Raw genomic sequence first — 22,606 nt, forward strand, 5'->3', positions numbered from 1 at the left:
TTTTTTCTAAATTTTAGCCCAATTTTAGCGCAATTTCGGTGAGTTAGTCACAAAATAAATCAATGCTTAAAATATTTTGTAGCTAAATTTTATCACCGCGCTTTTACGTAAAAGAAAATATAATTAAACAAAACCGAATTTAGTCAAGGAGCGCATATGTCTGGAGACGAGCTAAAAGATACGCTAAAGCAGCGGTTTACCTCTAAATTTACGCTTAGTGCGCAGGATGAAGAGGCGGTGCTAAAAAGCGCGACGCTAAAAAGCTTTAAAAAAGGCGAGAGGATATACCCAAAAGACGGCTGCCTTGGCTACGCGATCATCATAAGCGGTCGTGCGCGCGGGCTGGTTAGCACGAGTAATTTTAAAGAGATCACCGTCTTTAATCTGCAAGACGGCGACAGCTGCATGCTGTGCGGCTTTTGTTCGCTAGGAGCGCTACAAGCGGAGATAAATTTACAAATCGAAGACGACGTGCGGATGATTTTGATACCAAGAGAGATATTTAAGAGGCTACGCGAAAACTATCCGCAGGTGGCAAATCACGCGCTAGAGCTCATGGCGACGCGATTTAGTTCGGCGATAACCGCTATGGATCAGACGCTGTTTTTACCTCTAGCTCGGAGAATAATAAATTTCCTCGAGCAAAACGGCGCGAAAGACGGGCTAAAGATCACGCACGAACAGATCGCAAACGATATCGCTAGCGCGCGAGAAGCGGTATCAAGAGCGCTAAAGGAGATGCAGAAAAAGGGGCTCGTCGAGCTAAAACGCGGAGTCGTGACGTTAAGGTGACTTTGTTACATATTTAAATTTTAAAATGCGCTATGATTTGACAATAACTTCTAAAAGGAGCTTTTATGCAAAGCATCGACAGAAGAGGCGTCTTGAAAATTTTAGGCGCGGCGGGGCTAGCGGCGGCGGGAGTCGCAGGGGCTAGCAAGCTAAATGCGGGAGAAAATGCGGACATCCGCGCAAATATCCTGATAATCGGCGGCGGTCTAGGCGGCATCAGCCTAGCGGCGAAACTACGACGAGATATGCCAAACGCCGAACTAACGGTCCTTGATAAGGACGAGTACTTCTACTATCAGCCCGGCTTTACGCTCATCGCAGCCGGTCACTATCTGCCCGAAGACATAACCTACGAAAAATCAAATTTGATCCCAGACGGCGTAAAATGGATAAAGCAAAATGCCGTATCCATCGATCCGGCGGCAAATTCCGTCAAGCTAGAGGACGGGTCAAATTTGAACTACGACTACCTCGTGATAGCTAGCGGAGCGGAGTATGAGTTTGAGAATGTAAAAGGACTTAGCGCCGACGATATCGGTAGCGACAACGTGACTTCTATCTACACGATCCCAGGCGCCGTTGCTATGTCCGGCATAATGAAAAAAGTCGGCAAAGAAGGCGGCAAGATAGTCTTTAGCGACAACAAAACACCGATGAAGTGCTCGGGCGCAAATAAAAAAGTAACGCTGCTAACCGAAGATATGGCGCGAAATTTAGGCAACAGAGACAAGCTTGATATCTCGATATACTCGGGTGCGCGGACGATATTTTCCGCTCCGATTTATGCTAAAATGATAGAAGGGATGCTGGAGGAGCGAGACGTGAAGTATTTTACCTCGCATCAGCTGGTTGAGGTGGATAAAGGTGCCAATATAGCAGTATTTGAGCACGCTATGGCGTACCGTGAAAACGGCGAAAATAAACTCGCTAAAGAGCTAGTCGAAGTAAAATTTGACTACCTACATCTAGTGCCTCGCATGAAGGCTTCTAAAATCTACGCCGATGCAGGGCTAAGCGTAGAAAAGGGCGATGTGGCAGGTAACTGGATTAGCCTCACGCGCGAGACGCTGCAACACTCGAAATTTAAAAATATATTTGCCATCGGTGACGTTTGTGGATTTCCTGCAGGCAAAACCGGAGCTAGTATACGCAAGATGTATCCCGTGCTGGCGCAAAATTTAGCCGACGTCATAAAAGGACGCGAACCGAGTGCTAGATACGGCGGCTACACCGCCTGCCCGCTACTAACGAAATTCGGCAAGGCGGTGATGGTAGAGTTTAACTGGACGGGCAAGCCCGAGCCTACGATAGCGTGCATGGGCGCGACTCGCGAGAGCTATCTAAACTGGGCGATGAAGCTATATATGATGAAGCCGATGGTCATGCAAGGCATGATAAGAGGTCTAGCGTAAAGGAGAGAAAATGCAAAACGTCGGGATTTTAGATAAAACTATCCGCCTAGTAATCGCTGCGGTTTGGATATACGCATTTGGGTTCGTCTGCGAGTGTTGGCTGTGGCTGGTCGGACTCGTGCCGCTACTGACGGCTGTTTACGGTTATTGTCCTCTTTATAAATTTTTTGGTATAAATACGTGTAAAAAATGCAAAAACAAAGAAAGGAAAACTCAATGCTAAGTAAAAAAACTAGGATAATAAGAGCGCTGATCGGACTGGCGATAATGATCGCCGGAGCCGTGTTTAACAGCTGGTGGGGGCTGATCGGACTCGTGCCCTTTATCGTAGGGGTCACGGGATTTTGCCCCGCTTGTTACTTTTTAAACCGCTGTTCGCTAAAGCGCTAAATTTAGCCGAATTTACTCGCGCGGGCTTAAATTTGATCTCCAAATTTGACCCCGTCCCTCGTTTTTAGATAAATGCAAATTTGAGCTTTATAAACCAGTTTCTTTACGGCGCAAATTTAGCCGCACACACCGTCAAATTTAACTCCCGCTCGCTCATTTTTAACGCGATATGCATCAAATTTAAGCTAAAATAGGCCAAATTTTTAAAAGGATAAACGTGAACGATTTTAAAAGATTAAACGAGCTAGTAGCGGCCGGTAAAGACGAGCTAAACGCGATGTATAGGCAGCTAGATAACCCAAGCGAGGTCGTGCTAAAGATGCTAAAAATCGCCGGTTTTAAGGGTGAGAAGAGCGAAAAAGTCGCGGTTTTACGCCGCATAGTCGATCTAAAAACTGAGCCGCTAGAAAACGAGCTAAAAAAACAAGGGCGCGAGGAGACCGCGATAGGGCGCATAAAAGACGAAGCTTTTGAACTCGTGCGCGAGTTTTACGAAGCGCGCTTTGAAAAGCTTTTGGCGCGGGTAAAAGAGGAGAAAATTTTAGACGAGTTTTACCTAGCGCTACTTGGCGGCATACACGGCGCGGGAGTGGCGATGAACGCGTGGCAAAGCGCGTGGGACAGGCAAATCCTGCAAACGACGAATAAAGAATTCGAAGCTAAATTTGCAAGCATGGCCGAGGCGATCAAATTTATCGACGAAAACGGCCTTTATCAAAAAGACGGCGGGCAAAAGGGCGAGCGAAGCTACGGCGCAGTTATAAAAAACGGCGAAAAATACGCCTTTGCACCGTATGCAGCGGCCTTTGAAAGCGAAGTAAAACGCGTAGCGGACGCGCTGGATGAGCTAATCAAAAACCTAAAAACGCTAGCTTTAAACGACGAGCAAAAAGCTTACGTGAGGTATTTTGAAAAGCTAAAGGCGGCGTTTTGCGAGCGAGAAAATGACCGCGCGATCCCCGCGTGGCAGGATGCCGAGCGCGCGTGGATGGAGGTAAAAGGGTCGCTACAGCCCGGCCATCCGCTAGAGTACTACGAGGACGCCTACACGCACGCCGTTGCGCTCGAGTGGGATGTGAGGCTAGCGGGTGCGAGCGACTTTGACGAGGCGAAATTTAAAAAGGGCGTCATCCGCGCATACGAGCAAATTTGCGAGCAGTGCGGTATCAAGGACGCCCAGCTAGCACGCCAAGTCACGCAAAACGTCGCTAGAACGCAAACCTACATCAGCGTGCCGATGATCTACTACGGCGCCGAGCTAAACGGGCTTTTCTCCGCGCAGGTCGTGCCAAACGACGAGACCGTGAGCAAAGAGCGGGGCAAAAAGATATTCGCCTTCGTCGAGCACGTTTACGAGAGCGCCAAAGCACGGCCGTTTATGAAGCTTAGCGGGGAGATATTTTCGCGCGAGTTTTTGGACTACGGGCGCGAAATTTTGTTTAAAAAGCCGCAAATTTGGAAAAAAACCTACGAAATCTCCACGATCGGCCACGAGTTTGGGCACATACTTTTCGTCGGCACCGACACGGAAAAGGCGATGAACGCGGACGGCGAGTTTAAATTTATCGAGGAGTACAAGGCGACCACGGGTGGGCTAGTAAATTTCTTTATCGGCGGCGATGCGAGCTACGAGATGAGCGTATTTCACGAGCTGATCGCCCGCGCGGTCGGACTTATCGCGTGGCGCGAGGTCGATGAGGTGCGCGCGTACTACTGCGAGGGGCTTATCCATCTTAGCTTGCTGTTTGACTCGGGCGCGCTTAGCTTTGAGGACGGCGCTTTGGTTGTCAAATTTGACCGCGAGCATTACGCTAAATTTAAAGAAATTTGCCTCGCAAACTACAAAAAATTGGCACTTCACTACGCAAGGCGCGCTCCTGCGGGCGAGTTCTTGGCGAGATTTTGCGAGAAAGAGGGTAAAAGCTACTTGCCTAAACACGCGCAGGCAAGGGCCTTTGTAGAGCACTACTACGCTCGCTACAAGGCTATCGGAAACGAGCTTGACGAGAGCGGCGAATGGGAAAAGTGGCAAGCGGGAGAGAGATAGGGCGCGTCCTTAGCGTCAAATTTAACCTTTGCTTGCGGCGAGTTTGATTATAAATTTGCCTTTGGCGGGCCAGACCCGCACCTTTTGGGCGCTAAATTTGAGCCGTAAAGATGCGGGTTTTGCGAGTCAAATTTAAATCCCGGCTTGACGCAAGATAAGCTAAACGCGGCGGATTGTCGCTAAATTTGCAAAATTAAATAAAAAATAGAAAGGATAAAAATGGAAAAAACATTAGAAGGCATGGGCGAACCGCGCATGAAGCAAGTCGCCCTGCCAAAAGACACGAACTCTGCGGGCAATATTTTTGGCGGCTGGATACTAAGCCAGATCGACCTTGCCGGCGCTCAGGCCGCGCGAGAAGTGGCTCCCGAGCGCGTCGTGACGATCTCGATGCAAGAGATTATATTTAAACAGCCCGTTTTCGTCGGCGACGTCGTGAGCTGCTACGCCAAGATAACGGAAGTGGGCAATACCTCGATAAAAACCAAGATCGAAGTCACGGCGCAGCGGCTAAATGCGGCGGGCTTTCGCGAGTGCATACACGTGACATCCGCGATCGCGACCTACGTGAGTGTGACCAAGGACGGCGCGAAAAAACCGATCGACCCGGAGTTAAAAAAGTTTCACGGGTTTTGACCTGCTCGGCTTAAGGGCTTGGAGCAAGCTGGCTCGCTAGGCTCTTTAACGAGTCAAATTTGACTCTGTTTTGCGGACGGCTGGCAAACGAGTCAAATTTGACTAAATTTACGCGGCTTGCTCGCGAAGCTAAATTTAGTTTCGCGGGGTCGGCAGTCAAATTTGACCGACCGAAAACCGCGCTAAATTTACCGCACTCCAAAAATAGTTCAAAATAAATTTAACGCCAAAACGCTCGCGCTATCAGAAACTACTCAAATTAATCTTGCAAATTTAACCGTTTTTACTCGCTTCAAGCCTCACGGAGGGATCAAATTTGATTAAGCGTGGAAGTAGAATTTTAAGTTACATTAATACAATAACTAATTCTAATCTTAATAAAATCTCTCAATACGCCTTTATAAGTAACTAAAATGATACGCTAGAAAATACGATTTTACAGCTATTTTGGCTTTGTTTACAGATATACAATATAAATTAAATCTTAAATTTAAAAACTGATTTACGACATTAAGAGAATTTATTATCTTTTAAGGACAAATATGCAAATATTTCATATTTAATAAATGTGCAAATTTTGCACATCGGAAAAGGAGAAAAAATGGCAAAGACCGGTAAAGTCATATGCCCGTACTGCGGCACGGGCTGTCAGGTCGAGCTTCACGTCGAAAACAACGTGATAAGAAGCGCGCTTGGAGTACAGGATAACCCCGTAAATCAGGGCAATCTGTGCTTAAAGGGCTTTTACGGCTGGGACTACGTGGGGGCGCCCGATAGACTCACAAAACCGCTAATTCGCAAAAAAGACGGCGTATTTAGCAAGGACGGAGATTTTGAAGAGGCTAGCTGGGACGAAGCGCTCGATCTAGTCGTCTCAAAGATGAAAGAAGTAAAGGAAAAATACGGCCCGGACGCGCTAGTAGGCAACTACTCGGCTCGCTGTACGTTAGAGGACAACTACGTCGCGCAAAAGGTAATGCGCGCCGTAATCGGTACGAACAACGTCGATCACTGCGCTAGAATTTGACACGCTCCGACTGTGGCAGGTCTTGCCAAAACAATCGGTAACGGAGCGGCGACAAACAGCTTCACGGAGATCGGACCTTATAGTAATTGTATATTGATGATCGGCTCAAACCCCGAAAACGGCCACCCGATCGCGGCTATGCACATACAGCGCGCGCTAAACCGCGGCGCTAAGCTCATCGTGGTAGACCCGATAAAAACGGAATTTGCCAGCCGAGCGGACGTGCATTTGCAGCTAGCGCCCGAGCACAATATCGCGGTTATAAACTCGCTCATTTACGTTATTTTCGAGGAAAATTTAGTTAACTGGGACTTCGTAAACGAATGCACCAAAGGTGTAGAATACGTACGCGAAGCGGTCAAGGACTATTCGCCTGAAGCCATCGCTAGCTACACCAATCTAAATCCTGAGGACGTGAGAAAAGCGGCTCGCATGTACGCGACTATCCGTCCGGCCGTCATCACGCACGGCATGGGCGTCACGCACTTTAACCACGGCGTGGGCGCAGTTTGCGATATATCAAATTTATTCCTTTTAACCGGAAATATCTGCGAGCTAGGAAGCGGCGACCTACCGATACGCGGTCAAGAAAACGTCCAAGGCTGCTGCGATATGGGCGTGTTGCCGAATATTTTTCCAAATTTAGGCTCGGTAACCGATCCTAAACAGCGCGAGTGGTTCGAGCAGGTTTGGCATCTAGAGCCAGGCTCCTTAAACGGTAAAATCGGTATCCATAAAACCGAGGTACCAAACGCTATCCTTGACGGCAGAGTGCACTTTTTCTGGACGATGGGCGAAAACCCGGTTATGACCGATCCAAACACCAACCACTTCCTAAAAGCGATTTCAAAAGTCGATATGTACGTGGTTCAGGATATATTTTTAACCGAAACGTCGCGTAAAGCAGACGTCGTTTTGCCCGGCGTGGCAAGTAGCGAAAAAGAAGGCCTCTACGCCAACGCCGAGCGCCGCGTACAGCACAACGAACACGTCATCACGCCTCCGGGAGACGCCAGACAAGACTGGTGGATCATCTGCGAGATAGCGCGAAGGCTTGGAGCGACAGAGGGATTTAACTTTAACTCGCCTGAAGAAATTTGGGAAGAAGTACGCAAGTGCGATCCTAGAAGATACGGCGGCATGAGCTACTATCGTATCAAGAAGTATCATGGCTTGCACTGGCCGTGCCCTGATGAAAACGACATGGGCGGACAGAGCCTATATCTGGATAAAAAATTCTTTACGCCGGACGGCAAAGGTAAATTTATCCCTTGCTTGCACGTAAAGAGCGTCGCGGACATCGAGCCTGCAAAAGCCGAGTTTGCTAAGCGCGTAAATTTACCGCCCGAATACGAAGTGATGGCCGGCAGCGTGGACGAGCCGACCGATGCCGAGTATCCGATACAGCTGCTAACTACGCGTAAAGTCTATCAGTACGCCGGCGGCGTCATGACTAGACGCTCAAAAGCTATCGAAGAGGGCGGCGACAGCATCGGACCTATCGCGGAGATGAACCCTGCTCTAGCCCAGCGCTACGGCATCAAGCAAGGAGACTTCATCAAAGCGTGGAGTAGATACGGCTATATCGTTATCAAAGCAGACGTCACCGACATCATCCCGGACGGCGTCATACAGATGACCTACCACTACTGGGAGAGCTGCTGCAACGAGCTAACGAGCAACGGCTGGGACTTCATCAGTAAGACCCCGACCTTTAAGGCCGCCATCCAGATCCAAAGGATCGAGGAGGAGGAGTTTTTGCGTATTCGCGAGCTAAAACGCATCAAATTCCAAACCAACAAGGTCATCTACGACGACTATCACCACGAGTGATTTTTAGCCCCGCTTGCTAAACCGCGGGCGGGGCTTTTTAAATTTAGCTTTTAAATTCGCTTCTTGATTAAATTTTAAAAATATATCTTGTTTTAATATGCTTTTCTGTAATATTCCACAAATTTTAATATGCATTTTTGCAATATTATAAATTTATACTTCACAAGGAGCAAAAGATGAAAAAAATTCTTACGACGCTGCTTTTAAGCGCTATCGTCGCGCTAGGAGCCGAAGTCAAAACCATCACCGATATGACGGGCAACGAGGTCAAAATCCCCGCCCAAACGCAAAAGATAGCCGCGCTCTGGCACGCAAACAACCAAGTGATATTGGTGCTAGGCGGTGCGGACAAGATCGTAACTACGACCGATCAGATCAAGAAAAACAAGTGGTTTGCTAAAATTTACCCTCGCATCGCTGAGGTGCCGGCTGCGCTAAACGGCAACGACATCCAGATCGAGGAGCTAGTTAAACTAGCGCCGGACGTAGTCGTCGTATCAAATAAAAATTTCCAAGAAAACCTTACTAAAAACGGCTTTAGCGCGGCGAATTTGATATTTCGCGACTACGACGATATGAAAAAAAGCGTGCTGCTAACGGCCCAGATCATCGGCGGCGATGCGACTAGCAAGGCAAAAGAACTAAACGAAAATCTAGACGCCAACATCGCGCTAGTTACCGAGCGCACGAGCAAACTAGACGACGCCGCGCGCCCGAAAGTACTACACATCGTCGGCGGCGCAAACCTGCTAAAAATCGACGGCACCAAAACGATCATCGACACGTGGGTGAGATACGCAGGCGGTAAAAACGCGGTGCAAAAAGAGGGCAGCATGATAGAAATCACGGCCGAAGAGATCGTGGCGGCAGACCCTGATATCATCATCGTCGGCGGCGCGGACAATCAAAAAGCGGTTGAGAAAATTTACGCCGATCCCGTATTTGCAGGGCTAAAAGCGGTCAAAAACAAAAAAGTCTACGGCAACCCAAAAGGCGTGTTTAGCTGGGATAGATACGGCGCGGAGTCGGCTTTGCAAATTTTATGGGCGGCTACTATCATCCAGCCTGAGCTCTTTAAAGACGTCGACGTAAAAGCCCAAACTAAGGCGTTTTATAAGAAATTTATGAACTACGAGCTAAGCGACGCGGAATTTGACTACATCCTAAAAGGACTAAATCCGGACGGCAGCAAATAATCAAATTTGAGCGATTTTGCCGGAAGCCCGGCAAAATCAAAAGGAAGCAAAGATGAAAAAAGGGACGCTTGCATTTGGCGCGGCATGCCTTTGTGCGGCACTTAGCGCGCAGGCGGCGGATCTAAAATTTGACCCGGATAAATTTGAAACTCGCTCTATAAAATCTGGCGAAAAAGAGGTCAAATTTAGAGCCTACGAGGGGATAGTTTATGTAGCAAATCCCGTGGATAGCGAGTATCAGAGGTTAAATTTTTACGTCCCGGCGCAGTATTTTGAGGGTGGCAAAGACAAAAACGATAAAAACGCGGCGGGCAAATTTGACGCGGCAAGCGCTCCGATCTTTTTGCCAAACTCCATCGGCGGATATATGCCGGGCAAGCCTTTTACGCCGGCGCTTGATAAAAACGGTAAACCAAACGCCGTTCTGGCGGCGCTTGAGCGCGGTTACGTGGTCGCTGCGCCAGGAGCTAGAGGCAGGAGCTCAAAGGACGCAAACGGCAAATTTAGCGGCAAAGCGCCCGCCGCCATCGTCGATCTAAAGGCCGCCGTGCGGTATCTCAAATTTAACGACGCAGCGATGGCTGGCGACGCGAACAAAATCGTATCAAACGGCACGAGCGCGGGCGGAGCGATGTCGGCGCTGCTTGGTGTCTCGGCAAACGCAAGCGAGTTTGAGCCGTATCTGGCCGCACTCGGAGCCGCAAAGGCTAGCGACGAGATCTACGCCGCCTCAGTCTATTGCCCGATTACGAACCTAGAAAACGCTGACGCAGCCTACGAGTGGATGTTTAGCGCGCAGACGAAATACGAGAAAATGGACTTTAGCGCGCTGAGTGCGGCGGGATTTAACGACCGAAGCGGTAAACCAAAAACCGTCTCAGGCGAGCTAACCTCAGAGCAAAAAGAGCTCTCCGCCGCGCTAAAATCAGCCTTCCCCGCCTACGTAAATTCGCTAAATTTAAAAGACGCCAAAGGCCGCGCGCTCACGCTTGAGCCTAGCGGCGAGGGAAGCTTTAAAGAGTACGTCAAAAAGACGCTAGCAGACTCTTTCGCGGCTGCAAAAAGTCGCGAGAAAAGCCTGCTAAAGCCCGAGTTTTTCACGCTTGAAACGCAGGGCTGTACGCTTGGATATGATTTTAAATTTGAAGACTTTGTTCTATCCATGCCTCGCACTAAAGCTACGCCCGCATTTGACGGGTTAGAGCTACAAAATCCCGAAAACGACTTTTTCGGCGATGCGGACGCGGCGGCGAAGCACTTTACCGAATTTGGCGCAAAACGCGGCACGGGCGAGAGCGCGGATGCTAAAATCATAAAAATGGTAAACGCGATGAGCTATCTAGGCAATAAAAGCGCGGCCAAATTTTACCGTATCAGGCACGGCGCGGCCGACTCCGACACGGCTCTAGCGATACCGCTTATCTTGGTGCTGGGGCTACAAAATGCGGGCAAAATGGTTGATTTTGCGGTGCCTTGGGGGCAAGGTCACGGCGGCGACTATGATCTAGACGAGCTTTTTAGATGGATGGACCGAGTCGTAAAATAGCTTAAATTTGACGCGGCGGAAGCTTGCCTTTAAATTTGACTTGACGAAAATTGGCGGAAACGTTAGATTTAAATTTGATAACGCGGCAAGGGGTGCCTAGCCCAAATTTATCGTTAGCGCCAAGCCTTAAACGCAAAACGTCGGGCAAATTTGACCCAAGCGGCATAAATTCGGCACTTGGTGCTGATTATCTAGATCGCAAACAAAACCGCCTTTTTCTCGCTGTTTTAGCAGCGATCGCAAATAATAAACAAAAGCTTCGCTCGCCAAGTTAGCGGTAAGGCGAATTTAGCCCTTTTTCGAGCGATTTTTGTGCGGGCTGCCGCGGGCGGAGATTTTATTTTAGGAGAAAGATGAAAAATATTAGTTTTAAATTTACGCTGATTTTGCTAGCCGTGCTGACCGTATTTTGCGGCGTAGTCGCGCTTGGCGTCGGCAGGTTTTACGTGGCTCCCGGCGACGTGCTTAGCGTGATCGGCGGCTTTTTTGGGGTGCCGACGGACGCCGCGGCAAATATCCAAAACGTCGTCGAAAACATCCGCATACCGCGCATCATCGCGGCTATCCTCGTCGGAGCCGCGCTTAGCATCAGCGGAGCGGCGTATCAGGGCGTCTTTCGCAACCAGCTAGTTAGCCCCGATTTGCTGGGCGTTTCGGCTGGAGCTTGCGTGGGAGCCGCGGTTGCGATTATGTTTGATATGCCTCTTTTTTGGGTGCAGGCGTTAGCATTCGTCTGCGGGCTCGCGGCCGTAGGCATGACGCTATCCATACCGCGTCTGATGGGGCGCTCTAGTACGCTGATGCTGGTGCTCTCGGGTATCATCGTTAGCGGTCTGATGGCTTCTGTGATCGGCTTTTTAAAGTACGTCGCCGACCCCGAGACCAAGCTACCCGACATCGTTTACTGGCAGCTAGGCAGTCTAGCTAAGATCGATGCGGGCAATCTTAAATTTATCGCGCCCGTGATGATAGCCTGCGCGGTGCTGCTCGTAGCGATGAGCTGGAGGATAAACCTGCTCTCGCTAGGCGACGAGAGCGCGGCGAGGCTGGGCGTAAACGTAGCGCTAGAACGCGGCGTCATCATCGTCTGCGCGACGCTGCTAACGGCATGCAGCGTGTGCGTGAGCGGTATCGTGGCGTGGGTGGGGCTGCTGATGCCTCACTTAGCGCGCATGCTAGTTGGCGCGAACAACGTCCGCAGCCTGCCTGCTAGTATATTTATGGGCGCGATATTTTTGCTATTTGTAGACACCCTAGCGCGCACGATCAGCGTGAGCGAGGTGCCTCTGGGCGTACTTACGGGCTTTATCGGCACGATATTTTTCGTCTGGGTACTCTGGCGAAATAAAAAGGTTGCGTGATGCTTGAGGTTAAAAATCTAAATTTCGCCTATCCAAACGGCGCTGGTAGGCTAGAAAACGTAAATTTACGCGTCGGCAAGGGCGAGATACTAACGATACTAGGGCGAAACGGCGCGGGCAAATCGACCATGCTAAGCCTAATCAGCGGCACGCAGGCGCCGCACTCGGGCGAAGTTTGGCTCGGCGGCAAAAATAGCGCCCAGCTTAGCAACAAAGAGCGCGCCAAAATCATGGCCTACGTCGCTCAAAGCGAGATCTGCGAGTACGACTACACGGGGCTTGAGTTTATCACGATGGGGCGAGCGGCGCATCTGGGTATCTTTGCGCGGCCTAGCGAGGAGGATACGGCGATAGCGAAGGAATTTACCGCAAAGCTTGAAATCACGCACCTTGAGGATAAATTTATCACTCAGATGAGCGGCGGGCAAAAGCAGATGTGCTCGATCGCGCGCGCGATGGCTGCAAAGCCGCAGATCATCGTGTTTGACGAGCCGACCTCGGCGCTGGACTTTGGCAATCAGTATAAATTCCTACGCACCGTTAAGCAGCTAAAAGAGCAAGGCTACACCATCGTGCTAACGACGCATAATCCCGATTTTGCCGTGCTTTTAGGCGGCTATGTGGCGTTAGTTAAGGGTGGAGGCGAGGTGGCTTTTGGCACCGTGGATGAAATCATAGAAAGCGAGCAACTAAGCAAGCTTTACGGGTTAAATTTGAGTGTGAAGTACATCGAGCAAGTAGCCAGAAAGTGCTGCCTCACGTATCCGCTTTGACTGCGGCGCGCGAGAAACGGCGTAAATTTGCGCTAGGCAAAATCAAAAAGAACGCGGGCAGGGATACGCGGCGACGAGGGGATAAATTTATGTGCCTTGGGTATGAGGCGTGCGTAACCGTATTGTAAATTTGACTACTCCCGCTTGCCTCGTCGTTTGGTAAAATTCGCTCTCAAATTTAGCTCAAATTTTAGGCCGATAAAATTTGACCGAGCCTTAGCGCGTTTTAGTCGGCGCGGCTTTGTAAATTTGGCGGCTACGGGTTTGCGCCTTTAGTAAATTCGGCGTTAAATTTAAGGCTCGCAAATTTGGGCGGTTTTTGTTTTTCCCCGCGTTGCGCGCCGGAAATGATTAAAATTTGCTTCGTTAAAGCGGTCTTGCTAAAGCGAAGCAAAATCCCTCCCAAAAGGCTCGTTTGCAAAAGCGCGGTAAAACGAGCCTTTGAGGGCAAAATTTACACATATCCCTGATCTATCATCGCATCGGCTACCTTGCGAAAGCCCGCGATATTTGAACCAAGTACTAGATTTCCCTCGTCGCCAAACTCCTTACTCGTCTCGTAGCTAAGCTCAAAGATGTGATTCATGATACCGTGCAGTCTATGATCGACCTTTTCAAAGCTCCATGATGTCATGCCGGCGTTTTGCATCATCTCAAGACCTGACGTGCCCACGCCGCCGGCGTTTGCCGCCTTTGCCGGAGCGAAGTAAAAATCCTTTTGCGCGAGCATAAAATTTATCGCATCAAGCGTGCTTGGCATATTTGCCCCCTCAGCCACGAAGCGACAGCCGTTAGCGTAAAGTACTTTTATGTCGGCTAGGTGAAGCTCGTTTTGCGTCGCGCACGGAAACGCTCCGTCGCACGGCACGTCCCACACGCCGTTTCTGCCCTCTTTGTACTCGCTTACGCTTACGTATTTTGCGTTCGGTCTAAATTTGACGTATTCGCTAAGGCGCGCGCGTCTCACTTCTTTTAGCTCTTTAAGCACCGCTAGATCGATGCCCTCGGCGTCGTAAACATATCCGTTTGAATCAGAAACCGTGATAGGCAGCGCGCCTACTTGATAGAGCTTTTCTACCGTGTATATGGCGACGTTTCCGCTACCGCTTATGCTGCACTTTTTGCCCTCGAGGCCAAGGCCCGCTTTTTGTAGCATATTTTGCGTAAAATACACGAGCCCGTATCCGGTCGCCTCCGTGCGCGCTAGGCTGCCGCCCCAGTTTAGGCCTTTGCCCGTTAGTATACCGTCAAATCTGCCCGTGATTTTTTTATACTGCCCAAACATATAGCCTATCTCGCGCGCGCCCACGCCGATGTCGCCTGCGGGCACGTCCACGGTGTTGCCGATGTGGCGGTATAGCTCGCTCATAAACGCTTGGCAAAAGCGCATTATCTCGCCTTCGCTCTTGCCTTTTGGATCAAAGGTGCTGCCACCTTTTGCGCCTCCGATATTTACGCCCGTGAGCGAGTTTTTAAAAATTTGCTCAAATCCTAAAAATTTCAGCACGCCAAGATCCACGCTAGGATGGAGTCTGATGCCGCCTTTATAGGGGCCCACGGCTGAGTTAAATTGCACGCGGTAGCCGTTATGCACCTGCGGTCTGCCGTCGTCATCAGTGTAGGTAACGCGAAATATCACCGTGCGCTCGGGTATCACGATACGCTCTAGGATTGCGTGTTTTTGGTACTTACTCTCTTTTTTTATGAGCGGCTCGAGGCTGTTTAGCACCTCGGTCGCAGCCTGTACGAACACGCCTTGTCCCGGATTGGTTCTTTTTATCCACTCCATCGTTTTTTCGATGTACTCGCTCATTTTGTCTCCTATTCGTCAAATTTTCGTAGTTGAATATTAACTCTCCTAGAAAAAATTTTTATTTAAATTTATTTTTATATTTTTATTTTAGGAGATAGGTGTTACGTATTGAAACTAAATTTATCAAACGTAACTTTTTGATAAATTTGTTGCAGTTTTGTTTGGGCTTTTGACGGAGATTTTGGTCGGCTTTGGCGGGGATGTGTTAAATTTAGGAGATTTAAATTTACGGCGGCGCGATTTTGCCGTTTTGGCTTTTGCGCATTTTGGCGGGGCTTGGTTAAATTTGAAATTTAGCAGGCAAATTTGCGGCCGGTCTCGTCAAATTTTGCCCGCTTAAATTTAAATTTACGCCGCCGCGAGCTAAAATTTAAACTCGGATCAGACGCGCTTTTATTATCAATGACTAACTTTACGGGGTATATACAAAGCGGGAGTAAATTTGGGTGGGTTAAAATAGTAAAAAATCAAATTTTAGCCCAAAGCGGGCTAAAATCGGTTACATATCCTCTTTGATTTCGTCGTTGCTGCGAACTACTAGGCCCGAGCCGTGGATGACGCTAGGTATGCACGCCGTGCAGATATCGACCTCCTCGCCGTTTTTGTGGGCGCGGATAAATACGGCGTTTTCGTTTTCCGTGCTTTTTTGTCCGCAGACGTTGCAAACTACGATATTTTCAGTTCTCATTTGTTTTCCTTTTTTAAAATTTCGGCTTATTTTATTTAGTTTTTCGCTGATTTGAAATGATTTACATCAAGCGCGAAGTCTCGCGTAAAAAGAAAAAATGCGAAAAATAAATAACGAAAAAAACCTGCAAGAAAAGCCCGAAAATAGGCACCAAACATAGCAGATAAAAGCATAGCGCGGCGGCTTTAAATTTATATCCGCCGTAGTCCAGCAAATAAAGCTCGAATTTGTGCCGCGAGAGGGCGTTTGGCGCGACGTCGATGAAAAGTAGCGAATAATAAAGGTAAAAAAACGCCGGGTGCAGGGCGAGGAAATTTAGCGCGGGCACTGCTAAAATCGGCAAACAAATAAGCGCGATCAGGATAAATTTGAGCAAAATTTTGCCCATAAGAGCTGTTTGGCGCGCTAGACTAACGTTTGCCAGCTGCGCCTCGTCCACGCGGTAGTGTCTGCGGTTTATCTCTCGCGCGATCGTAGGAGTTAGAAAGCCCGCAACCGCGAGCGCGCAGAAAACCGAGAGCATGACGACTAGATAAGCGCCGACTGCGTAAAATATCGCGCCGATGAGCCACTTTGCGATGCCTAGGCTAAGGATTTTAGCCGCCATCGGATACTCGGCCAGCGCGCCTGTCTCTCCCGATACGGCGGCGTTTAGCGCCTCGTATAGTTCGCGGCCGCCAAACATCGCAATCGCCGCGATAATAAGCGCGGAAAAAACGAGCGGCAGGATAGAAAGCGCGATAAATTTGGGCGTGAAAAGGTCCTTTAACGAAAGGCGTAAAATATCAGCGAACAATGAATCTCCATTTTATTTAAATTTGTGCCGTTTTGCGGCAAAAGGGCGTTTGGGTGCAACAGATTTTCTAAATTTGACGCGCATTTTTTGCCAGCAAAAGCGGCACGGCAAATGCTTTTAACAGCACATAAAATTTAATGCGCGCATAGACTTCGCGACTAAATTTGACCGACTTAAATTCAGTCATAAATTTAGCTAAATTTATCATAGTTTGGGCTATCGGCGCGAGAGTTTGCTAGCGGCGTAAATTTTGCCGACTAAACGGCGGCATTTTAGCTAGCACGGCTAAACCACGCTCAAATTTAAACGCCCGCAACTTAAACCGCCAAGCTAAATCGCAAAAATCTTGGCTAAATTTAACGGCCGAAGCGGCGCAAATTTAGCCCGCAAAGCCGTCAAATTTTATTTTACCGCCTTGTACTCGGCCTCTAGCGCGGCGTAGATCTCCTCCACGCTTTTTAGTCCGCGGGCTAAAATCTCGTTCATCACGGCGTTATCTTCCTTGCCGTTCCAGACTTTTTTATACGCGCCCTCTTTGTAGCCGTGGTCTTGGCGGAAGCGATTTAGGACGTTTTTGCCGACGTAGCACTCGTAAAGCGAGCTTAAATTTACGCCGCATTTTAGGCTCATCGAGAAGTAAATTTTAAGCAGGTCAAAGAGCGAATACTCAAAGCCCGAGCACTTATTTATGAGCATTTCGACGTCGTTTATGATCTCGTAGATGTTCTCTTCGGCGACGTTAAACGGCTCGCGGCAAAACGCCTCAAAGCCGCTGCTAGCGCAGATATCGCTTGAGAGCTTTGCGATGTCGCCGAGGTTATTTAGCTTGTACTGCTCGAGCATCAAACTCATCAAAAAATGCCAGATATCCACGACCTCGACGCGCAGATTGTCTTCATTAGTTGGAGCGTTTATGCTTTTCCAGTGTTTCCAGGCAAAGCTGTCTATGAGCTCGGCGCACTCCATATATATGCAGCGTTTCCAGCTGATGAGTTTGCCGTTTTTGTTTATGCCGTTTTCCCAGCCGATGCCGTTTGTATCGTCGTTTAGGCTCTGCTGGAGATTTAGCATTTGGGTGATTTTTTCATTCGCGTTCATAAATTTTCCTATTTTTAAAATTTATGAATTATAGCGAAATTTTTAAACCGCGAACTAAACGTAAAATTTAAAGCTATCCAGCTGAGAAATGAGCTCGTCAAAGAGCTTTTTGGAGTTTTGCAGCAGTCTATTATCGGCCTTGTTTTGCTCCATCAGCCTATCAAAAAGCTTTAGCGTGCCGTCCGCGATAAAATTTTTATGATTTGCGTCTTTTATCTCGGGAAGCTCTTTGCGAAGCGAGTTTGCGAGATTTGTAACGCGCGAAAATATAGGGTCCTCGCCCTCTTTGACGTTTTTCATAAATTTATCGATGCTAGGCGCTATCTTTTCTAGAGCGGCTACCAGCTCCTCTTTATCGCGAGCGTCTAGCCCGTCGCCTTTATACGAGAAACTATATCCGTACTCGTGCGTGAGAGTGAGCGCGGATGCCGATGCGCCGGCTGTTTTGGCGCTAGCGTAGTCTACTGTTTTGTTGTCGTACATTTTTAGATTTATCTCGTCGCCGCCGCTGGTTTTAAAGCTAAAATCAAAGCTGTTTAGGCTCGCGTTTTGGTAGTTTTGTAGTTTCATATTTTTGCCATCCTTTTGGCTTTATATCGGCTAAATTTCTTTTTTCTTAATACCCCTTGCGCTAAAATCACTCAAAAAAAGGATGAAAATGTGCTGTTTTGCCGCGCGCGTATTTTTGCTCATTAGCGCGACCGTTTTGAGCTTCGTTTTGCACGGATTTTTCCCGCAAATTCCCGTCGTCGCGTTTTATTTTTTGCTGGCAAATTTGATCTCGCTTACGATATTTTCGCTATTTTTCGCGGGCAAACTGCCAAGCTTCGTTAAGCCCGCGGCGGTACACTATTTTAGCTTTATCGGCGGCTTTGCGTCGGGGCTTGCGATGGCTTTGCTTAGACGCGAAAAAGCGGGAGCTAAATTTGTTAGAACCGAGCTTTTTATCTTTGTTTTTTGGCTGATTTTGGCTTGCTTTATTGCGCTAAATTTTAGCCGGCTGTCGGCAAATTTGGCTCAAATTTTTAGCGCTTAAGGCAGACGAAATGGATGAAAAAATTTTAAAATTTATCCGCAAGATGCACTTGCTTAGCCTTGCTGTTTTAGACGATGGCAAGCCATACTGCGCGAGCTGCTTTTACGCCTTTGACGAGGAAAATTTGGCTTTTATCGTAGCAGGCGGCAAGGATAGCGCTCACGTGAAAGCGTTTTTGGCTGAGCCCTGCGTAGCCGGTACGGTAGCGCTTGATACCAAAATAGTCGGCAAGATAGAGGGCGTGCAGTTTCGCGCTCTAGCCGCTCCCGCAACCGCGCAGCAAAGCAAAATTTACTTCGCGCGCTTTCCTTACGCTTTGGCGATGAATCCGAACCTTTATAGTTTGAGTCTAGGTTGGGTTAAATTTACGCATAATGCGCTGGGGTTTGGGGGGAAAATAATCTGGCAAAGAGATTGATTTTGGCTATTTGCGGCTTGTCTCGCGAGTGCTTTTGAGAGAGATTTGAAATTTTAAGTCTGCGGCAGACTACTTGTCTAGCCTTGACTTAAAATTTCTGCACAACTCTCAAAAATCATCTCGCGATACTAGGCCTTGACTTTTTACTTTAAAATTTGAAGTCAAATTTGTAAATTTCAGCTTCAAATTTGAATATAAAAAGTCAAGGCGAAGTATTTTTGTTATAGACGAGGCGGATGAGCAAGGGCAAAGGAGCGTATATGTAATACGTGACTGCAGCCCGCAGCGAGATCCAACGAAGTATATGGCAAAAAGACAAGCCGCCAAAATTGCTTAATTAAAGATATCAAGTTTTTTATCGTATTCTTTTGTTACTACCCCAAAAAACCCGAGCAACGAACTAAAAACATTATCGTGCGAGACGGCGTCGTCTTTTTGCGCGCGTAGACGAGCTAGCGTGGCTTCGTCGCTTGCGTACGCCATCATCGGGATGCGCTTTTGTGTCTCGGGTGCGATGGCGTAGGGCATGCCGTGCAGGTAGATGCCGTTTTCGCCTAGGCTCTCGCCGTGATCGGAGAAGTACCAAACCGCGCTTTTATCGCCGCCCGCGTCCTTGACCGCCTTTATCACCTCGTCAATAAAAAAATCCGTAAAAAGCAGCGTGTTGTCGTAGGTGTTTACGATGCTATCGCTATCGCAGGAGCTAAGCTCGCTCGTGTCGCAAGTTGGGGTAAATTTGCGAAATTCGCTCGGATAGCGGGCGTGATATGCCGGGCCGTGCGAGCCTTGCAGGTGTAGGACGATGATCTCGTTTTGCGCGAGATTTTCGAGGCGTTTTTTGAAGGAGGACAGCATATTCGTATCGTATCCGGCGTCAAAATACTCGACGTTGCCCGCGTCCAAGCGGTCGCAAACGCCCTTGCACTTGCCTGAGTTGTTGCCTAGCCACACGACCTTGACGCCGACGCGTTTTAAGATATCAAGCGCGTTTTCGCTAAATTCTTTGCTGCTGTATTCTTTTCTCGTGGACTTTGAAAACAAGCACGGCAGCGAGACGGCTGTCGCAGTTCCGCAGGAGCGAGCGTCGCCGAAATAGACCAAATTTGGCTCGTTTTTCGTGTAAAAATTCGTGTCGTTTTTGGCGTATCCGCCGAGTGAATAGTTTTTCGCGCGGGCCGTTTCACCGACGATCAGCACCATCAGTCGTCGCTCGTTGCTGGGCATCATCGTCGCGTCCGTGCCGATTTGTTTAAATTTGGGCTTGAAAAACTCGAGTTTTACGTATTTTTGAGCCGAATATATCGGATAAAACGGCAGGTTGTACGTTCTAATGAAGCTGTTTTCTCGAAAAAATGGGATGATAGATTTGGTCTGCGGCAAAAATAGCGCCGCCGCGAGAGCTAAAAAGCCTGCAAATGCGGCAAATTTGATCTTTAAGTGTCGCCTTACGCCGCCGTACTCGATCCTCGTAAACGCAACCAAAAGGCAGGGCAAAACGCCCAAAAATAGCATGTAGCAAACGAGTTTTGGATTTAAAAAGCTTAATACCTCGCCCGCGTCCGTTTGCGCGACGTTTCTTATCATTTCGCTATCGATTATGATACCGTAGCTTTGCATGAAGTAGCTACTAGCGCACGTAATGGCAATCGCCGCGATACTAACCGGTTTAGCTAGATATGGTAAAAAAACGAGCGAAAATAGCGTGCAAAGCAGCGAAAAGTAAATAATCGGCAGGCTCGCGGCCATCGGCGCATCCGCGTCAAAACTAAGCTTTGAGTAAGCGAATTTAAATAATGCGAAATTTAGCGCGGCGATAAAAACGGCGTTTAAAAGCGTAAATTTAAACCAAGAAATACGTAGCTTCATAGCTTTCCTAATATTGATAATAAGAGTGAAACTTTATCCAAAAAAAGCTTAAAGTTTTAGTCATTCAGCGTTTGAGTTAAATTTTGACGCTAAATAAAATTCGAGCTTCTAGATTTAGATTTTGAGCGCAAATTTGATAGTCGCTCGGTCCTCAAATCTACTCGCCAAAGGCAAGCGCAAATAGCGTCCACGCCCAAGTTATCGCAGCCGTACCGATAGAGAGGCAAACGGCGGCTGAGGCGCAGTCTTTAGCGATTTTAGCTAGCGGATGAAAGTCCGGCGAAACAAGATCGACTACCGCTTCGACCGCGGTATTTAGGCACTCGCAGATCAAAACGAGTCCGAAAACTGCGATCAGTAGCACGTGCTGCGCAGCAGAAACTGGTAAAAATAGCGAAACTACCGCGAGCGGGACGATGACGCAAAGCTCAAAGCGAAACGCCGCCTCGTTTTTTAGCATCGCAGCGAGCCCCTCGAATGCAAATTTGGAGTTTTTAAAAAAGTTGTATTTTGGTTTCATATTTTGCCTTTAAATTTGCGCAATGATAGCGTAAATTTGCTTTATAAGGCGCTTTTGCGGACGGCGCGGTCATCTAAAATAAACTAAAAGGCGGCCTAATTTAGCGCTCAAATTTGATCAAATCCGGCCTGCGTAAATTTACTCCTCGGAAATCTTTGAAGTCCTGTAAAGTAACGCAAACGCCGCCGCTCCGATAAGCGCAAAGCTCGCAACCATCGGCAGTAGCGTGCCCTCAAACAGCTGCCCGGTCGCGACCCCGATAGGAAGCGAGATAAAGGTCGAAACCGAGCCGATCAGCGCGGCCGCCATGCCTGCGATCTTACCCATGGGCTCCATCGCCATCGCGTTTAGGTTGCCAAAAAGTATGCTCACGCAAAAAAAGCTACTCATGCAAAACGCCATAAAAGCCCACAGCGGCGGCACTCCGTCAAACGCGACGACGACGGGCAAAAACGCGACCGCGATGACGCAAAACGCCCCCATAGCGCGCATGCTGAGGTAGCGCATGCCGTAGATCATCACGAGCTTTGCGTTTACCATCGACGCGGCGCCCAGAGCTAGGGCATTTATAGCAAAGTAGATAGGAAACTCCTCGCCCAGCTTGTAACTCACCTCGAAAATCTGCTGAGCGGTGCTGATATAGCTCAAAAACATCCCAAAAATCAGCCCCAAAACGATCGTGTAGCCTGCGGTGCGTCTGTTTTTCACGACGTGCGCGGCTTCGCTTTTTATCAAATTTAGGCTAAATTTATTGCGATTTTGCGCAGGCAGGGTCTCGCTCTGGCGCAGTCCAAACCACGCTAGGCACGCAAACCCCATAAAAGTAAGCATCAAAAATATGCTGCGCCAACTATAAATTTTAAAAATAAAGCCGCCGATAATGGGAGCAAGTGCGGGCACGATGATGAAGACGGCCGCGATAAAGCTCATCACGCGAGCCATCGCGCGTCCCTCGTAGAGATCGCGGATAAGTGCCATCGCGATGATCCTAGGGCCCGCAGCGCCTAGCCCCTGGAAAAATCTGCTCGCTAAAAGCGCGGTAAAATCGCTCGTGACGACCGAAATAAAGGAGCTTGCCGTAAATATCGCAAGCGCTAGCAGTACGGCGTTTCGTCGCCCGATAAAGTCGCTAAGCGGCCCGTAAAATATCTGCCCGGCGGCAAAGCCCGCAAACATCGAGGAGATGACGAGCTGGGTTTGGTTTATCTGCGTCACGCCAAGATCCAGGCCGATCTGCATGAGTGCAGGCAGCATCGCGTCGGTGCTCATCGCTCCAAGCGAGGTTAAAAGCGCCATAAGCGCGACAAATTCTACGAAAGGTAAGGTTTTGGGGATAAATTTCATACTAAATTTTCCGC

General features: G+C 48.6%; 22 protein-coding genes. 14 read left to right on the plus strand and 8 right to left on the minus strand.

Translation table 11 applies throughout. The features are described 5' to 3' along the window. Positions 1-156: 156 nt before the first annotated feature. From ACTTJF_RS00095 to ACTTJF_RS00150, 12 genes are all read left to right on the plus strand, one after another. Positions 157-792, plus strand: a complete 636-nt coding sequence (locus ACTTJF_RS00095; protein WP_442550211.1) for a Crp/Fnr family transcriptional regulator — start codon at positions 157-159, stop codon at positions 790-792. Between the two features lie 65 nt (positions 793-857). Further along, positions 858-2,204, plus strand: a complete 1,347-nt coding sequence (locus ACTTJF_RS00100; RefSeq protein ID WP_442550212.1) for an NAD(P)/FAD-dependent oxidoreductase — start codon at positions 858-860, stop codon at positions 2,202-2,204. A 10-nt stretch (positions 2,205-2,214) separates the two neighbouring features. Then, entirely contained in the window at positions 2,215-2,427 is a 213-nt protein-coding gene (locus ACTTJF_RS00105; RefSeq protein ID WP_002949192.1) for a YgaP family membrane protein, read from the plus strand. After that, positions 2,421-2,594, plus strand: a complete 174-nt coding sequence (locus ACTTJF_RS00110; protein ID WP_298085586.1) for a YgaP family membrane protein — start codon at positions 2,421-2,423, stop codon at positions 2,592-2,594. Before ACTTJF_RS00105 ends, ACTTJF_RS00110 begins: the two co-directional genes overlap by 7 nt. Positions 2,595-2,811: 217 nt before the next feature. Then, on the plus strand, positions 2,812-4,641 hold the full coding sequence (gene ciaB, locus ACTTJF_RS00115) for an invasion protein CiaB (protein ID WP_442550213.1): 1,830 nt from the start codon (positions 2,812-2,814) through the stop codon (positions 4,639-4,641). A 219-nt stretch (positions 4,642-4,860) separates the two neighbouring features. Further along, positions 4,861-5,277, plus strand: a complete 417-nt coding sequence (locus tag ACTTJF_RS00120; RefSeq protein WP_314300771.1) for an acyl-CoA thioesterase — start codon at positions 4,861-4,863, stop codon at positions 5,275-5,277. A 59-nt stretch (positions 5,278-5,336) separates the two neighbouring features. Beyond that, a complete protein-coding gene (locus ACTTJF_RS00125; RefSeq protein WP_442550214.1) occupies positions 5,337-5,495 on the plus strand; it encodes a hypothetical protein in 159 nt (52 codons plus the stop codon). A 383-nt stretch (positions 5,496-5,878) separates the two neighbouring features. Then, positions 5,879-8,137: a molybdopterin oxidoreductase family protein gene (locus ACTTJF_RS00130; protein WP_442550215.1), complete on the plus strand. Its 2,259-nt coding sequence runs from the start codon at positions 5,879-5,881 to the stop codon at positions 8,135-8,137. A 176-nt stretch (positions 8,138-8,313) separates the two neighbouring features. Further along, positions 8,314-9,333 (plus strand): ABC transporter substrate-binding protein, encoded by a 1,020-nt coding sequence (locus ACTTJF_RS00135; RefSeq protein WP_442550216.1) that lies wholly within the window; start codon positions 8,314-8,316, stop codon positions 9,331-9,333. A 52-nt stretch (positions 9,334-9,385) separates the two neighbouring features. Further along, positions 9,386-10,879 carry a subtype B tannase gene (locus ACTTJF_RS00140; RefSeq protein ID WP_442550217.1) on the plus strand — a complete coding sequence of 498 codons (1,494 nt, stop codon included), beginning with the start codon at positions 9,386-9,388 and terminating at the stop codon, positions 10,877-10,879. A 353-nt stretch (positions 10,880-11,232) separates the two neighbouring features. Beyond that, positions 11,233-12,240 carry a FecCD family ABC transporter permease gene (locus ACTTJF_RS00145; protein WP_442550218.1) on the plus strand — a complete coding sequence of 336 codons (1,008 nt, stop codon included), beginning with the start codon at positions 11,233-11,235 and terminating at the stop codon, positions 12,238-12,240. Then, positions 12,240-13,013: an ABC transporter ATP-binding protein gene (locus ACTTJF_RS00150; protein ID WP_442550219.1), complete on the plus strand. Its 774-nt coding sequence runs from the start codon at positions 12,240-12,242 to the stop codon at positions 13,011-13,013. The genes ACTTJF_RS00145 and ACTTJF_RS00150 overlap by 1 nt, the downstream gene beginning before the upstream one ends. A 454-nt stretch (positions 13,014-13,467) precedes the next feature. Here the strand turns inward: ACTTJF_RS00150 and gdhA are convergent, their stop codons facing one another. The 5 genes from gdhA to ACTTJF_RS00175 all read right to left on the minus strand — a co-directional run bounded on the left by gdhA (position 13,468) and on the right by ACTTJF_RS00175 (position 17,978). Continuing rightward, complete coding sequence (gdhA, locus tag ACTTJF_RS00155; protein ID WP_442550220.1) at positions 13,468-14,826, minus strand: NADP-specific glutamate dehydrogenase; 1,359 nt, start codon at positions 14,824-14,826, stop codon at positions 13,468-13,470. A gap of 499 nt (positions 14,827-15,325) precedes the next feature. After that, positions 15,326-15,514 (minus strand): hypothetical protein, encoded by a 189-nt coding sequence (locus tag ACTTJF_RS00160; protein WP_002949209.1) that lies wholly within the window; start codon positions 15,512-15,514, stop codon positions 15,326-15,328. Between the two features lie 61 nt (positions 15,515-15,575). Then, positions 15,576-16,310: an EI24 domain-containing protein gene (locus tag ACTTJF_RS00165; RefSeq protein ID WP_442550221.1), complete on the minus strand. Its 735-nt coding sequence runs from the start codon at positions 16,308-16,310 to the stop codon at positions 15,576-15,578. Between the two features lie 402 nt (positions 16,311-16,712). Beyond that, the gene (gene dut / locus ACTTJF_RS00170) at positions 16,713-17,408 is read right to left on the minus strand and encodes a dUTPase (protein WP_442550222.1); all 696 of its coding nucleotides are present in this window, start codon (positions 17,406-17,408) and stop codon (positions 16,713-16,715) included. Between the two features lie 54 nt (positions 17,409-17,462). Continuing rightward, the gene (locus tag ACTTJF_RS00175; RefSeq protein ID WP_442550223.1) at positions 17,463-17,978 is read right to left on the minus strand and encodes an ATP/GTP-binding protein; all 516 of its coding nucleotides are present in this window, start codon (positions 17,976-17,978) and stop codon (positions 17,463-17,465) included. Between the two features lie 88 nt (positions 17,979-18,066). Between ACTTJF_RS00175 and ACTTJF_RS00180 the strand changes: the two genes are divergently transcribed. Both ACTTJF_RS00180 and ACTTJF_RS00185 read left to right on the plus strand, forming a co-directional pair. After that, on the plus strand, positions 18,067-18,444 hold the full coding sequence (locus ACTTJF_RS00180) for a hypothetical protein (protein WP_442550224.1): 378 nt from the start codon (positions 18,067-18,069) through the stop codon (positions 18,442-18,444). A 10-nt stretch (positions 18,445-18,454) separates the two neighbouring features. After that, on the plus strand, positions 18,455-18,862 hold the full coding sequence (locus ACTTJF_RS00185) for a hypothetical protein (protein ID WP_442550225.1): 408 nt from the start codon (positions 18,455-18,457) through the stop codon (positions 18,860-18,862). Positions 18,863-19,195: 333 nt separating this feature from the next. Here the strand turns inward: ACTTJF_RS00185 and ACTTJF_RS00190 are convergent, their stop codons facing one another. The 3 genes from ACTTJF_RS00190 to ACTTJF_RS00200 form a co-directional block, all read right to left on the minus strand. Continuing rightward, positions 19,196-20,728, minus strand: a complete 1,533-nt coding sequence (locus tag ACTTJF_RS00190) for a phosphoethanolamine transferase (RefSeq protein WP_442550226.1) — start codon at positions 20,726-20,728, stop codon at positions 19,196-19,198. A 157-nt stretch (positions 20,729-20,885) separates the two neighbouring features. Further along, the gene (locus ACTTJF_RS00195) at positions 20,886-21,248 is read right to left on the minus strand and encodes a diacylglycerol kinase (protein WP_442550227.1); all 363 of its coding nucleotides are present in this window, start codon (positions 21,246-21,248) and stop codon (positions 20,886-20,888) included. 138 nt (positions 21,249-21,386) lie between these two features. After that, positions 21,387-22,592 carry a multidrug effflux MFS transporter gene (locus ACTTJF_RS00200; RefSeq protein ID WP_442550228.1) on the minus strand — a complete coding sequence of 402 codons (1,206 nt, stop codon included), beginning with the start codon at positions 22,590-22,592 and terminating at the stop codon, positions 21,387-21,389. Between the last annotated feature and the right edge of the window lie 14 nt (positions 22,593-22,606).

Origin of the sequence: Campylobacter sp., assembly GCF_052170435.1 — a bacterium.
GTDB lineage: Bacteria > Campylobacterota > Campylobacteria > Campylobacterales > Campylobacteraceae > Campylobacter_A.

Excerpts from the sequence above, each read along its gene's own strand:
- ACTTJF_RS00185 (WP_442550225.1), top strand. The coding sequence starts at position 18,455 with ATGGATGAAAAAATTTTAAAATTTATCCGCAAGATGCACTTGCTTAGC.
- ACTTJF_RS00175 (WP_442550223.1), bottom strand. The coding sequence starts at position 17,978 with ATGAAACTACAAAACTACCAAAACGCGAGCCTAAACAGCTTTGATTTT.
- ACTTJF_RS00120 (WP_314300771.1), top strand. The coding sequence starts at position 4,861 with ATGGAAAAAACATTAGAAGGCATGGGCGAACCGCGCATGAAGCAAGTC.
- ACTTJF_RS00150 (WP_442550219.1), top strand. The coding sequence starts at position 12,240 with ATGCTTGAGGTTAAAAATCTAAATTTCGCCTATCCAAACGGCGCTGGT.
- ACTTJF_RS00105 (WP_002949192.1), top strand. The coding sequence starts at position 2,215 with ATGCAAAACGTCGGGATTTTAGATAAAACTATCCGCCTAGTAATCGCT.
- ACTTJF_RS00140 (WP_442550217.1), top strand. The coding sequence starts at position 9,386 with ATGAAAAAAGGGACGCTTGCATTTGGCGCGGCATGCCTTTGTGCGGCA.
- ACTTJF_RS00195 (WP_442550227.1), bottom strand. The coding sequence starts at position 21,248 with ATGAAACCAAAATACAACTTTTTTAAAAACTCCAAATTTGCATTCGAG.
- ACTTJF_RS00180 (WP_442550224.1), top strand. The coding sequence starts at position 18,067 with ATGTGCTGTTTTGCCGCGCGCGTATTTTTGCTCATTAGCGCGACCGTT.
- ACTTJF_RS00200 (WP_442550228.1), bottom strand. The coding sequence starts at position 22,592 with ATGAAATTTATCCCCAAAACCTTACCTTTCGTAGAATTTGTCGCGCTT.
- ACTTJF_RS00190 (WP_442550226.1), bottom strand. The coding sequence starts at position 20,728 with ATGAAGCTACGTATTTCTTGGTTTAAATTTACGCTTTTAAACGCCGTT.
- ACTTJF_RS00160 (WP_002949209.1), bottom strand. The coding sequence starts at position 15,514 with ATGAGAACTGAAAATATCGTAGTTTGCAACGTCTGCGGACAAAAAAGC.
- ACTTJF_RS00145 (WP_442550218.1), top strand. The coding sequence starts at position 11,233 with ATGAAAAATATTAGTTTTAAATTTACGCTGATTTTGCTAGCCGTGCTG.
- ACTTJF_RS00100 (WP_442550212.1), top strand. The coding sequence starts at position 858 with ATGCAAAGCATCGACAGAAGAGGCGTCTTGAAAATTTTAGGCGCGGCG.
- ACTTJF_RS00110 (WP_298085586.1), top strand. The coding sequence starts at position 2,421 with ATGCTAAGTAAAAAAACTAGGATAATAAGAGCGCTGATCGGACTGGCG.
- ACTTJF_RS00135 (WP_442550216.1), top strand. The coding sequence starts at position 8,314 with ATGAAAAAAATTCTTACGACGCTGCTTTTAAGCGCTATCGTCGCGCTA.
- ACTTJF_RS00095 (WP_442550211.1), top strand. The coding sequence starts at position 157 with ATGTCTGGAGACGAGCTAAAAGATACGCTAAAGCAGCGGTTTACCTCT.
- dut (WP_442550222.1), bottom strand. The coding sequence starts at position 17,408 with ATGAACGCGAATGAAAAAATCACCCAAATGCTAAATCTCCAGCAGAGC.
- gdhA (WP_442550220.1), bottom strand. The coding sequence starts at position 14,826 with ATGAGCGAGTACATCGAAAAAACGATGGAGTGGATAAAAAGAACCAAT.